Raw genomic sequence first — 12,193 nt, 5'->3', positions numbered from 1 at the left:
TGTGTCTAGGCAATCACGCAAGGAGTGACAAGGTGGGCAGGGTGCAGGCGCTGTTCCAGAGGCCGTTTATTGCGCTGGGGCCCGCGCGGGGCGGGCTGTTTGCTTGGGTGCCTGTGCTGATTGCGGTTGGCGTGGCGCTGTGGTTTGACCTGCCGGAGGAGCCGGAGGGTTGGTTTTATGCTGTGATGGTGGCGGTGCTGGCCTTGGCCGCGTTGCTGTACCGCTTTGGGCCGGAGCGGTTGCACCCGCTGGTGATTGCTGTGGCCTGCGTTGTTTTAGGGCTTCTGGCCGCGGGGGCGCGGGCGCATCTGGTTGCGGCCCCTGTGTTGTCGTTTCGCTATTACGGGCCGGTTGAAGGGCGGGTGGTGATGATTGATCGCTCGCAATCCGATATGCTGCGGGTGACGCTGGACAATGTGGTGTTGTCGGGGGTGTCGCCTGCCAGAACGCCTGCGCGGGTGCGTGTGTCGCTGCATGGAACACAGGGGTATTTTGACATCGCACCAGGGCAGGTGGTGGTGACAACCGCCCATCTGTCCGCCCCCGATGGCCCTGTGGAACCGGGCGGGTTTGATTTTCGGCGAATGGCGTTTTTTGATCAGCTCGGCGCCGTTGGATATACGCGGGTGCCTGTTTTGTTGCTGGCACCTGCGGCGGCAAATGCGCAATGGATTAACCGTGTGCGCGCGCAGATACGGGCAGGGGTAGAAGCGCAGGTTGCAGGCGACCCCGGGGCCTTTGCGGCGGCTTTGGTCACAGGTGATCGGGCGGGCATAAGCCGTGCGGCGCAAGACAATTTGCGCGCGTCAAACCTTGCGCATTTGTTGGCAATTTCGGGGCTGCATATGGCGCTGCTGACGGGATTTATCTTTGCCACGATGCGCTATGGCCTGGCCTTGGTGCCGGTTTTGGCGCTGCGGGTGAATTCGAAAAAGCTGGCGGCGGTTTGCGCCTTGGCGGCGGGGGCGGTGTATCTGGCGCTGTCGGGCGGGAATGTGGCGACCGAGCGGGCGTTTGTGATGGTTGCGGTTATACTGGGGGCGGTGCTGTTTGACCGCCGTGCCTTGTCGATGCGGTCGGTGGCGTTGGCGGCTTGCGTTTTGCTGCTGGCACAGCCCGAAACCTTGTTGGAACCGGGGTTTCAGATGTCATTTGCGGCCACCGTGGCGCTGATTGCGGGGTACGGCGCGCTGCGGGACCGCGTGCCGCATGGGCGTATACCGGCGTGGGTGATGCCCGTGTTTACGGTGGTGTTTACATCGCTTTTGGCGGGGTTTGCGACGGCGCCGATTGCGGCCGCGCATTTCAACCGCGTTGCGGGATATGGTTTGATTGCCAATGTCTTGGCGGTGCCCGTGATGGGGGTTGCGGTGATGCCTGCTGCGGTTTTGGCGGGGGTGTTGGCGCCTTTGGGGCTGGAAGGTCCGGCACTTTGGGTCATGGGCAAGGGGACGGCATGGATTTTAGGGGTGGCCGGCACTGTGGCAGGGTGGGACGGGGCCGTGCGCGCGGTGCCAACGCCTGCGCCGTTTGTGCTGCCCATTATGGCGCTGGGGGCGCTTTGGGTTATTTTGTGGCAAGGTTATGGGCGTTTTGCAGGTTTGGTGCCGGTCGTGGTGGCCTTTGCGCTGTGGGGGATGTCCGAGCGGCCAGCGATTCTGATCAGCAGTGACGGCAAGCTGGTTGGGGTTGAAAGCGCCGACGGGCGAGCGCTGTCGGCACCCAAAGGGGCGGGGTTTATCGCCAAGCAATGGTTGGAAAATGATGGCGACCTTGCCGACCAGCAGATCGCCGCGACACGGACAGGGTTTGACGGGCCGCCCGAGCAGCGGCAGTTTCAGTCGGGGGGATGGCGCATTGTGCAAATCAAAGGCAAAGCGGCCGAGGGGCAACTGGCCGAAGCCTGCAAAATTGCGGATTTGGTGGTGGTGGGGGCAAAGCTTGCCGCGCAAGGGCCTGCCCAGTGCATGATAATTGACGAGGTCGTGTTGCGTGGCACCGGTGCTTTGGCGTTGTGGCCGAAAGCGGCAGGCGGTTTTAAGGTGGCAAAGACCAAGACACAAAACAGGTTATGGACGGGCCCTGCGAGGCCAACAAACCCAGCGTTTGAATTGCAAAAACTGGCGAACCCGCCCGATCGTGGCGGCCCTGTGCCCGATCAGTAGCGAGAGGCCCGTAACTGCACGTCAGTAACTGCGGATAAGTCCGACCAGCCGACCTTGCACTTTTACCTGATGGTCCGGCAGCACACGGGTTTCATAGGCCGGATTTGCGGCCTCAAGTGCTATCATGCTGCCGCGGCGGCGAAAGCGTTTCAAGGTCGCCTCGGCATCTTCGACCAAGGCCACGACGATATCGCCGTTTTCTGCGGTGGTCTGTTCACGGATAACGACGATGTCGCCGTCATTGATCCCCGCCTCGATCATCGAATCGCCTTTGACCTCAAGCGCGTAATGCTGGCCCTTGCCGGAAAGCATCGATCCTGGAACGGCAATGTGGTGCGACACCTCTTGGATCGCTTCAATCGGGACACCGGCGGCGATGCGGCCCATCACAGGCAGTTCCATCGCATGCACGGGTTCGACCACCATCGCACCCTTGGGCGGGGCCACGCGGTCGCCTTGGATAACCTTGGGGGTAAAGCCTGCGGGGGCAAAGCCAGGACGTTCCATCGCCTCGGGCAGTTTCACGATTTCAATCGCGCGGGCGCGGTGGGCAAGGCGGCGGATAAAACCGCGTTCCTCTAGTGCCGTTATCAGGCGGTGGATGCCGGATTTTGACCGCAAATCAAGCGCCTCTTTCATCTCATCGAATGAGGGCGGAACCCCCTCGGCATCCATCCGCGTGCGGATAAAATCGAGCAGTTCCATTTGTTTGCGCGTCAGCATCGGCCATCCCCTTCCCAAAGGTTGCCTGCCTGTTCTGCCCATGTTCTTGGTTTGTGTCAAGCGATTTGGCTAAATCGGAAGGTATTCGACCGTGTCACCAATAGTGCGCGGCCCATCGGCCACGGGACGCAGCAACAAGGCGTTGGCCTGCGACAAGACCTGCAACAGCGCCGAGTCCTGTGCGGGAAAGGCGGTAATTGTCCCTCCGTCAACCCGCGCCCGCATATAATGGGCGCGCGGGCCGTTCGCGGCCAATGGGGCGGCCAACGTCGCGTGGTGCATTTTGGGGGGCGTGGCACCCAACCCCTGCATCGCGCGCAGCATCGGTAACATGAAGATATGGCCGCAAACAATTGAAGACACTGGGTTTCCAGGCAAGCCCAGCATTGGTGTGCCGTTGATCCGCCCCGCCATCAGCGGCTTGCCCGGGCGCATCGCGATTTTATAGAATGCGCGTTCCATGCCCATATCGGCTGCCACTTTGCCGACCAGATCATGATCGCCTACGGATGCGCCGCCGATGGTGACAATCAGGTCCGCGCCTGCGGCAAGGTCGAAGACGGTGCGCAAACTCGCCTCGGTATCGCGTGCGATGGGCAGCATGCGTGCGATGCCGCCTGCGTCTTCGACCATCGCTTTGAGCGCGAAACTGTTGGAGGCGATAATTTGGTCTGGGCGCGGTATTTCACCGGGCATCACCAATTCGTCGCCCGTGGCGATGATGGCGACAACGGGTCTGCGGATAACAGACACCTGCGCCACGTTCATCGCCGCGAGCAAGGCAATATCGGCGGGGCGGAGCAGGCGGGGCGACAGCGTGTCGCCTGCGCGAAAATCCTGACCTTGGGCGCGGATATGGGTGGCGGCATCAAGGGTTTGGGACAGGGTGATTTGGTCGCCTTGGCGGGTCACATCCTCTTGGATCACCACGCGGGTTGCACCATTTGGTATAGGCGCGCCGGTGAAAATGCGGATCGCGTCACCCGTTGTAAGGGCGCCGTTCCATGCGTGGCCTGCGCTGGCCGCGCCCATCACGGTGAACACGGCACCGGGCGCGGTGGGGCCGCAGGTGGCGTAGCCATCCATCGCCGAGGCGGCAAAGGGCGGTTGGTCACGGGTGGCGGTGGCGGGGGTGGCCATAAAGCGACCGTTGGCCTGTGCCAAACCAAGGGTTTCAACGTCCAAAGGTTTGACCAGATCAAAGACCAAGGCCAGCGCTTCAGCGACCGAAATCATGGAGCGGCCTCATACCGCCCCGACTTGCCGCCGTCTTTTAGGATCAGTTTGGTCGAGGTGATTTCCATAGCCTTATCAATGGCTTTTACCATGTCATAGATGGTCAGCGCGGCCACGGAAACGGCTGTCAGGGCCTCCATTTCAACCCCTGTTTGACCGCCGGTTTTGACCGTCGCCTCGATTATGATACCGGGAATCGTTGGATCAGGGGTCAGGTCTATGGCGACTTTGGTGATGGGCAGGGGGTGACATAGCGGGATCAGGTCGGCGGTTTTTTTCGCCGCCATAATGCCTGCAAGGCGGGCGACGCCCAGCACATCACCTTTGGCGGCGCGGCCATCTGTTATTGTGGCCAGCGTTTCGGGGGCCATTTTGATGGCGGCGCGGGCCGTGGCGATGCGCGCGGTCACAGGTTTGGCCGAAACATCGACCATATGGGCATGGCCTGCGGCGTCAAAATGGGTGAGCGGGTTTTCGGCCATTCACAGCCCCCTTTGGACTGTGGCAGATTGCGCCAGAATAGCGCGGGTGGCCGCTTCGACATCCGCTTGGCGCATCAGGCTTTCCCCAATCAGGAAACAGCGCGCGCCATAGCGGGCAACATCGGCTAGGTCGTCGGGGGTGAACAGGCCGGATTCGGAAATGATCATCCGGTCGGCGGGCACGCGGCGCGCAAGATCGCGGGTGGTTTGCAAGGTGATGTCAAAGCTGTGCAAATCGCGGTTGTTGATGCCGATCATCGGCGATTTCAACAGGGCTGCGCGGTCCAATTCGGCGGCGTCATGCACCTCGATCAGCACGTCCATGCCTTGTTCAAACGCAGCATCCTCTAATTCGCGCGCTTGGGCGTCGGACACAGAGGCCATGATGATCAGGATACAATCGGCCGATAGGGCGCGGGCCTCGACCACCTGATAGGGGTCGTACATGAAGTCCTTGCGCAGGCAGGGCAGGTTGGTTGCATCATGGGCGGCGGTCAAAAATTCGTCGGCCCCTTGGAAAGACGGCGTATCTGTCAGCACCGAAAGGCAGGTGGCACCGCCTGCCTCATACGCGCGGGCAAGGGCGGGCGGATCAAAGTCGGGGCGGATCAAGCCTTTGGAAGGACTGGCTTTTTTGATCTCGGCAATGAGGCCGTATCCGGTCGAGGCGGCATTTAGCAAGGCGTGGTGAAAGCCGCGCGGGGCAGGGGCGTCATTGGCCAAAGCCTGCAGGTCGGCCAGCGATTTGGTGGCTTTGCGGGCGGCGACTTCCTCCAGCTTGTAGGTTTTGATCCGCTCTAGAATTGTACTCATCTTTTGGCCGTTCTTTTTGGGTGTTTCAGGCGGCAGAGGTGATCCGCGCCAAGGTCTCGACACGCGCGCGCGCGGCACCGGAATCGATGCTGCTGCGGGCCATTTCAACCCCTGATTTCAGGTCAGCGGCTTTGCCCGCGACCAAAAGGGCGGCGGCGGAGTTCAGCAGCACAGCATCGCGGTAAGCGCCCGCCTCGCCGTTCAAAAGCGCGCGCAAGGCGGCGGCGTTTTCAGACGGGCTGCCGCCCATGATCGCCTCGAACGGGTGGACGGGCAGGCCTGCATCCTCGGGGTGGATGTCAAATTCGGTGATCGCGCCGTCTTTCAGCGCGGCCACTTTGGACGGGGCTGCGATTGACAGCTCATCCGTGCCATCGCCGCCATGCACCAGCCACGCCGAGGTAGAGCCAAGGGCGAGCAGCACCTCGGCCATCGGGCGGATCAGGGCGGCGTTATAGGCCCCTGTTAGCTGCATTTTAACGCCAGCGGGGTTGGTCAAAGGCCCAAGAATGTTGAACAAAGTGCGCGTGCCAAGTTCAAGGCGGGCAGGGGCGACATGGCGGGTTGCGGGGTGGTGCATGGGGGCCATCATAAAGCCGATTCCAGCCTCGGCCAGACAGGTTTCCACGACTTTGGGGCCAACCATGACGTTCAGGCCCATTTCGGTCAGTGCATCTGCGGCACCCGATTTCGACGAAAGGTTGCGGTTGCCGTGTTTGGCCACCACGACGCCTGCGCCTGCCACGACAAAGGCGGTGGCGGTGGAAATGTTCAGCGTGCCTTTGCCATCGCCGCCTGTGCCGACGATATCCATCGCACCTGCGGGGGCCACAACTGCGTTACACTTGGCGCGCATGACGCTGGCAGCGGCGGCGATTTCATCAACCGTTTCGCCGCGCATCCGCAGGGCAATCAGAAAGCCGCCGATCTGGGCGGGTGTCGCATCGCCTTCAAACAGCGCGGTAAAGGCGACCTCGGCCTCTGCGCGGGTCAGGGGGCGGTCACAGGCCGTGCCGATTAGAGGTTTCAAACGGTCGCTCATGCCGCCGCCTTTGCGCGGTTGAGGAAATTGCGCAGCAATTGGTGGCCATGTTCGGATTTGATGCTTTCGGGGTGGAATTGCACGCCTTCGATGGGCAAGGTTTTGTGGCGCAGGCCCATGATGGTGCCATCTTCCAGCCAAGCGTTTGCCTCTAGGCAAGCGGGCAGGGTTTCGCGGTCGACCACAAGGCTGTGATAGCGCGTGGCAAGGAATGGCGAGGGCAGGCCGGTGAAGACGCCCGTGCCGTTGTGGTGCATTGTGCCCATTTTGCCATGCACGATTTCATGGCAGCGCACGACCTTGCCGCCAAAGGCCTGGCCGATGGTTTGATGCCCAAGGCAAACGCCCAACAGGGGGATTTTCGCATCGGCTGCGGCCATGGTCAGCGGCAGGCAAATTCCGGCTGCGGATGGGTCACACGGCCCCGGTGACAGCACAATCATTTCAGGGTTCAACGCCATTGCGGCCTGCACATCCATCGCATCATTGCGCACAACGCGGATATCTGCCCCCAACTCGCCCAGATAATGCACGAGATTGTAGGTAAAACTGTCATAGTTGTCGATCAATAGCAGCATAATGCCTAGCCTGTGCCTGTCGATGTCTGTTTAGGGGTGAACCCGCCGAAGTGTCGCGCTATACATGGGCCGAGCGGTACAGGGGCGTCAAGGGAAACCCTTCCTTTTTGATCCGAACCGAGTGTGTGCAGGCAGGAGGGTTGCGGGTGAGCCGTGGGTTTTTCGTAGGAGCAGGATGGGGCACCGTTGTGGCGGGGCTTGGTTTGGTCGTTGCATCGCAGCTAACCGTTTCCCCCCAAGGACAGGACGGGCTGGAACCGCCTGCCGCGGTTGTGGCAAGTGCACCCGCAGCAGAGGTGCAGACAGAAACGGCGCTAAGCGGGGGTGAGGCGAAACTGCAGCCTGAAGCGCCTGATGACGCGGCATCAGAGCTGGCTGTGGTCATGCCAGACGCGGCTGTTGAGCCGATCTTGCCAGCGGCTGGAGGCGACGTAGCCCTTGCGTCTGCGCCAGATGCATTGCCCGAAGAGACGCTGGCGCCCGGGCCGACTGCCGATGCGGTGGTCGAAACTGACAGCCCAAAGCTGCCCGAGGTGCAAACCGTCATGGCGCAGCCCGACACCGGAACCGATGCTGGTACCAGCCCCGTTGTGCCTGCGATGGGGGATACGATTGCAGCCAATGGCGCACGTGCGGTTGAGCCCTTGCCAGATGCAAGCGCACCCGATGCGCCCCCTGCGGCGGCAGAGGTTGTGCCGGATGCCACAGCGGATGCAGCGACAGATGGTGTGGCTGTTGATCCGGCCAGCTTGCCTGACGTGGTTGTGGTGGTTCCAGATGCGCCTGCAAGTGATGGCACTGCGGCGATGGACACACCAAGCGCTGACAATGCATCGCAAGACACACCCATTTTGCGCCCTGCGACAGGGTTTGGCAATAAGGTGGACGGCGTGAAGACGGGGCGTTTGCCGTCGATCACTGCGGCGGCCACGGCAGAGGGAACCCAAACGCAGGGAGGTCAAGCTGTGGACCCTGCGACGGTGGGTCTTTCGGACGGAGCAGGTTTGCCGCCCGTTGAGCGATATGCGCGACCCTTTGAAAACGCTGATAAAAAACCGTTGTTTGCGATTGTGCTGCAAGACACAGGAGGGCCAGACGTTGACCGTGAGGCCTTGGCAGCGATCCCGTTTCCTGTGTCGTTCATGATTGACCCCCTGTTGCCCGATGCGGCCACGGCGGCGCAGATTTACCGCGCGGCAGGGCAAGAGGTGGTGATGATTGCGTCAGGTCTTCCGACGGGTGCGCAAGCCTCGGATCTGGCGGTGAGCTTTGAGGTGATGGCAAAGGCGCTGCCCGAGGCGGTGGCGGTGGTGGACCTTGAGCAAGGCGGGTTTCAAGGCAACCGCACGCTGGCCACACAAGTGTTGGCCTTGGTCAAGGATCAAGGGCGCGGGGTTTTGTCGTGGGACCGTGGGTTGAATGCGGCGTCGCAGGTGGCGCGGCGTGACGGTGTGCCGAGCGCGTTGATTTTCCGGTCGCTGGACGGCGGGAATGAGGGCAGCCCAATCATCCGCCGCTATTTGGACCGTGCGGCGTTCAAGGCGGCCCAAGACGGGCGTGTCGTTGTGGCGGGTCAAACCCGTCCTGAAACGGTGGCAGCCTTGTTGGAATGGGCGGTTGAAGGGCGGGCAGCCACAGTTGCGCTTGCACCTGCAACGGCTGTGATGACGTCACAATAAAGGTGGGTGGGGGGGAGCCCCCCTATTATCCTGCCTGCGCGTCAGCGGTTGCCGCTGGCGAACAGGCCCGCATCTTCGGCGGCTTTGCGCAAGGCGCGGGATTTATTCTCGGTTTCTTCAAATTCCGCCTGCGGATCGCTGTCATAGACCACGCCGCCGCCTGCCTGAATATAAAGCTGTTCGTCTTTGATCACGGCGGTGCGCAGGGCGATGCAAAAATCCATCTCGCCGTTGGCGGCGAAATAGCCAACACCGCCACCGTATACGCCGCGCTTTTCGGGTTCCAGCTCGTCAATGATTTCCATCGCGCGGACCTTGGGTGCGCCCGAAACCGTGCCCGCGGGCAAGCCCGCAAGCAGCGCCGACAGTGCATCCTCGCCGTCCGCAATTTGGCCGACCACGTTGGAGACGATATGCATCACATGGCTGTAGCGTTCAATAATAAATTCCTCGGTCGGGCGCACGGTGCCGATTTTCGCCACGCGGCCCACATCGTTGCGGCCAAGGTCCAACAGCATCAGATGCTCGGCCAATTCCTTGGGGTCCGAGATAAGGTCAAGCTCGTTCGCTCGGTCTTCCTCGGGTGTGGCGCCGCGTTTGCGGGTGCCTGCGATGGGGCGGACGGTCACCTCGCCGTCGCGCAGACGGACAAGGATTTCGGGGCTGGCACCGACCACCTGAAAGCCGCCGAAGTTGAAAAAGAACATGAAAGGCGACGGGTTGGTGCGGCGCAAACTGCGGTAGAGTGCGAAGGGAGGGGCCTTGAACTGTTGTTTCCAGCGCTGCGACGGGACGACCTGAAAGATGTCACCCGCGCGGATGTAATCTTTGGCCTTTTCAACGGCTTGCAGATAGCCCTTGTGGGTAAAGTTAGACTGTGCGGGGCCGACGGCTGTTGCCTCGCCAAAGTCGCGGTCGGCGCGGGGGGCGCGGTCAAGGTCGCGCAAGGCGTCCATCACACGTTCGGCCGCTTGGGCATAGGCGGCGCGTGCGGACAGGCCCGCACCAGTCCAAGCGGGGGCGACCACTGTCACCTCGCCCTTTACCCTGTCAAGCACGGCCACAACGGAGGGGCGCATCAGCACGGCATCGGGCAGACCCAAAGGATCGGGGTTCACGTTGGGGAGATGTTCAACCAAACGGATCATATCATAGCCGAGATAACCAAACAGGCCCGAGGCAATCGCGGGCAAATCGGCGGGCATGTCAATCGCGCTTTCCGCGATCAGGGCGCGCAGGCTTTGCAAGGGCGGCGTGGGGTCGGCCTGATAGGCGGCTTGGTCAAAGCGCGCCTCGCGGTTGATATCGACCGCGGTGCCACGGCAGCGCCAGATCAAATCGGGCTTCATCCCCACAACCGAATAGCGCCCGCGAATTTCGCCGCCTGTGACGGATTCGAGCATGAAAGTATCGCCGCGCGCCTCGCCCAGTTTCAGCATCAAAGACACGGGCGTATCCAGATCGGCGGCGATGCGGGCATAGACCACTTGGTTGCGCCCTGCAGCCCAGCCCTTTTCAAAGGTGTCAAAGTCGGGGGTTAGCTGTGCCATTGGGAACCGTTACTGAAATTGCGCGTGAACGGCGTTGATGGCCGTAGTGTTCAGGCTGATCCCCGCCTCTTGCGTCAAGGCATTGGTGAACAGGGTAAAGGCATCTTGCGCGATGGCCTGTTCAACCTGCGCCGAAATCGCCCCTTTAAGGGCATCGGCATCGTCGCCCGTTGGTGCTGCAGGGGTGATCGTTTGAAGTTGGACGAGGGCGATGAAAGTGCCGTCTTCCTCTACGCGGACCTGATTGATATCCATCTTGAACAGGTCAGACACAAGCGATGCTGGCGCGCCTTCGACTGTGCTGGAGCGGGTCAGATCTGGGATCACCTCGGTGATGCCAAAGCCGCCCAAGGCAGCGCCGTCTTCGATCTGGGTCTTGATGCTGTTGGCAAGGTCGGTCAGCGCGGCGTTGGTCGTCTTGGCGCGCCAGCTGGCATCGACCGCATCACGGACCTGATCAAAGGGGATCGGCGTTGGTGGGATGATTTCATCGAGACGCAAAGCAAAAATGCCGCCGTCATCGGTTTGTATCACCTCGGGGAAATCGCCGGTGGCGGCGGCCTCGGCTGCGGTGCGGAAGGTGGGATATGCGGCCATGCCTTCGCTTGACTGGGCAGAAAAATCTATCTGTGCCAGAGACATATCGGTTTCTTTGGCCAGGTCTTCCAAGGTTGCGCCACTGGCCAACCGGTCATCAATGCTTTCAATTTGGTCGCTTATCGCACGGCGGGCCGCATCGGCGGCCTGTTCGGCAGCAAGATCGGTGCGGGCGTCTTCAAAGCTGGTGTTTTGGGCGGCAAGCACACCGTTCATCCGGAACAAGGCTGGGCCAAGGTCGGATGCAAAAGGGCCAACCACGCCGGGTTCTGTCAGGGCAAAAATGGCGGGGCCTGCGGCGCCCAAATCTGCCTCGGCCTGATCGCCTAGGTCGATATCGGTCAAGCTGACGCCGCGATCAGCAACCAGAGTTTCAAAAGATGTGCCCGCACCTAGCAAGGCTTTGGCGGCGTTTGCGGCGTCCTCATTGGGATAAACCAGACGTTCCACAAGGCGGCGTTCTGGCTGGACGAATTCGGCGATGCGCTGATCATAAAGCGTTTTCAGTGCATCCTCATCCAGCGCCATCTTGTCGGAAATCGCTTCGGGCATCAGGGCCGCATAGGTGATGCGGCGGGCCTCGGGGGCGGTGAATTCGGCGATATTGTCGTTGTAATAAGCGGTCAGCTCTTCCTCGGTCGGGTCGGGGATTTCAGAGGTCAGGTCTGCGGCCGTCAGGCGCAATAGACTGATGCCGCGGCGTTCCGAGATGTAGTCGTAAAGCGTGTTGGTTAGCGCGGTTGGTGCAGTGAAGCCGCCAGTAACTGCGCCTTGAAGCAGCGCGCGCGACAGGTCTTCGCGCATTTTGTTTTCATACTGTGCCTCGGTTAAACGGTTGTTTTGCAAGGTAAAACGATAGGCGTCACGGTCAAATTTGCCAGTCGGCCCGCTGAAAGCACTAGAGCTGGTGATCTCAATGGCGATGCGTTCGTCGCCTGCCGAAATGCCGATGCGGTCGGTTTCATTGTCAAGGGCAGCGGTGTCAATCAGCTGTTGGCGGACCTGCTGGTCAAGCCCCAGCGATTGCGCCTGTTGCAAGGTCAGGTTGGTGCCGAACTGGGCCGAAAGCGCGTTGATTTGTTGCTGCAAGGCGCGGGCATAATCGTTCACCTCAATCTCACGCTCGCCCACCTTGCCGATGGACGAGACGCCGCCGCCGAAGTTGGTGATGCCAAAACCGCCGAGGCCAAGGACGAGCATGGCCATCAAGATCCAGACGACGACACTGGTGCCCTTGCTTTTCTTGCGGGGGGTGCTTTCGTCTTGGTCAGGACCTGTCTTTGCGCTGCGATTTGCCATGTGATCTACCTTTGGAAACGTCGTTGGCC

10 protein-coding genes are annotated in these 12,193 nt (G+C 61.3%); 2 read left to right on the top strand and 8 right to left on the bottom strand.

The genetic code is table 11. From position 1 onward, the window contains the following. The first annotated feature begins 32 nt into the window (after nt 1-32). On the top strand, nt 33-2,165 hold the full coding sequence (locus G560_RS18830; protein WP_022703859.1) for a ComEC/Rec2 family competence protein: 2,133 nt from the start codon (nt 33-35) through the stop codon (nt 2,163-2,165). Between the two features lie 21 nt (nt 2,166-2,186). Here the strand turns inward: G560_RS18830 and lexA are convergent, their stop codons facing one another. The 6 genes from lexA to G560_RS0108280 all read right to left on the bottom strand — a co-directional run bounded on the left by lexA (nt 2,187) and on the right by G560_RS0108280 (nt 7,039). Beyond that, nucleotides 2,187-2,888 (bottom strand): transcriptional repressor LexA, encoded by a 702-nt coding sequence (lexA, locus tag G560_RS0108305; protein WP_022703858.1) that lies wholly within the window; start codon nt 2,886-2,888, stop codon nt 2,187-2,189. Nucleotides 2,889-2,957: 69 nt separating this feature from the next. After that, nucleotides 2,958-4,124, bottom strand: a complete 1,167-nt coding sequence (locus G560_RS0108300) for a molybdopterin molybdotransferase MoeA (RefSeq protein WP_022703857.1) — start codon at nt 4,122-4,124, stop codon at nt 2,958-2,960. After that, complete coding sequence (moaC, locus tag G560_RS0108295; protein ID WP_022703856.1) at nt 4,121-4,606, bottom strand: cyclic pyranopterin monophosphate synthase MoaC; 486 nt, start codon at nt 4,604-4,606, stop codon at nt 4,121-4,123. Before moaC ends, G560_RS0108300 begins: the two co-directional genes overlap by 4 nt. Continuing rightward, nucleotides 4,607-5,419, bottom strand: a complete 813-nt coding sequence (gene trpC, locus G560_RS0108290; RefSeq protein WP_022703855.1) for an indole-3-glycerol phosphate synthase TrpC — start codon at nt 5,417-5,419, stop codon at nt 4,607-4,609. Nucleotides 5,420-5,444: 25 nt separating this feature from the next. Next, nucleotides 5,445-6,461, bottom strand: coding sequence for an anthranilate phosphoribosyltransferase (trpD, locus tag G560_RS0108285; protein ID WP_022703854.1), 1,017 nt, complete (start codon nt 6,459-6,461; stop codon nt 5,445-5,447). After that, nucleotides 6,458-7,039, bottom strand: coding sequence for an anthranilate synthase component II (locus tag G560_RS0108280; RefSeq protein WP_022703853.1), 582 nt, complete (start codon nt 7,037-7,039; stop codon nt 6,458-6,460). Before G560_RS0108280 ends, trpD begins: the two co-directional genes overlap by 4 nt. A 146-nt stretch (nt 7,040-7,185) precedes the next feature. On the opposite strand from G560_RS0108280, the gene G560_RS0108275 reads away from it, so the two are divergent. Next, on the top strand, nt 7,186-8,718 hold the full coding sequence (locus G560_RS0108275) for a divergent polysaccharide deacetylase family protein (protein ID WP_028913874.1): 1,533 nt from the start codon (nt 7,186-7,188) through the stop codon (nt 8,716-8,718). A gap of 41 nt (nt 8,719-8,759) precedes the next feature. On the opposite strand, the gene trpE is transcribed toward G560_RS0108275, so the two are convergent. Further along, nucleotides 8,760-10,268 (bottom strand): anthranilate synthase component I, encoded by a 1,509-nt coding sequence (gene trpE, locus G560_RS0108270; protein ID WP_022703851.1) that lies wholly within the window; start codon nt 10,266-10,268, stop codon nt 8,760-8,762. Nucleotides 10,269-10,277: 9 nt separating this feature from the next. Then, complete coding sequence (locus G560_RS0108265; protein ID WP_022703850.1) at nt 10,278-12,164, bottom strand: peptidyl-prolyl cis-trans isomerase; 1,887 nt, start codon at nt 12,162-12,164, stop codon at nt 10,278-10,280. Nucleotides 12,165-12,193: the final 29 nt, after the last annotated feature.

This window comes from Pseudorhodobacter ferrugineus DSM 5888 (assembly GCF_000420745.1).
GTDB lineage: Bacteria > Pseudomonadota > Alphaproteobacteria > Rhodobacterales > Rhodobacteraceae > Pseudorhodobacter > Pseudorhodobacter ferrugineus.
The sequence above is the reverse complement of the archived record's forward strand: the minus strand, read 5'-3'. Positions and strand labels throughout refer to the sequence as shown.

Excerpts from the sequence above, each read along its gene's own strand:
- lexA (WP_022703858.1), bottom strand. The coding sequence starts at position 2,888 with ATGCTGACGCGCAAACAAATGGAACTGCTCGATTTTATCCGCACGCGG.
- G560_RS0108300 (WP_022703857.1), bottom strand. The coding sequence starts at position 4,124 with ATGATTTCGGTCGCTGAAGCGCTGGCCTTGGTCTTTGATCTGGTCAAA.
- moaC (WP_022703856.1), bottom strand. The coding sequence starts at position 4,606 with ATGGCCGAAAACCCGCTCACCCATTTTGACGCCGCAGGCCATGCCCAT.
- trpC (WP_022703855.1), bottom strand. The coding sequence starts at position 5,419 with ATGAGTACAATTCTAGAGCGGATCAAAACCTACAAGCTGGAGGAAGTC.
- trpD (WP_022703854.1), bottom strand. The coding sequence starts at position 6,461 with ATGAGCGACCGTTTGAAACCTCTAATCGGCACGGCCTGTGACCGCCCC.
- G560_RS0108280 (WP_022703853.1), bottom strand. The coding sequence starts at position 7,039 with ATGCTGCTATTGATCGACAACTATGACAGTTTTACCTACAATCTCGTG.
- trpE (WP_022703851.1), bottom strand. The coding sequence starts at position 10,268 with ATGGCACAGCTAACCCCCGACTTTGACACCTTTGAAAAGGGCTGGGCT.
- G560_RS0108265 (WP_022703850.1), bottom strand. The coding sequence starts at position 12,164 with ATGGCAAATCGCAGCGCAAAGACAGGTCCTGACCAAGACGAAAGCACC.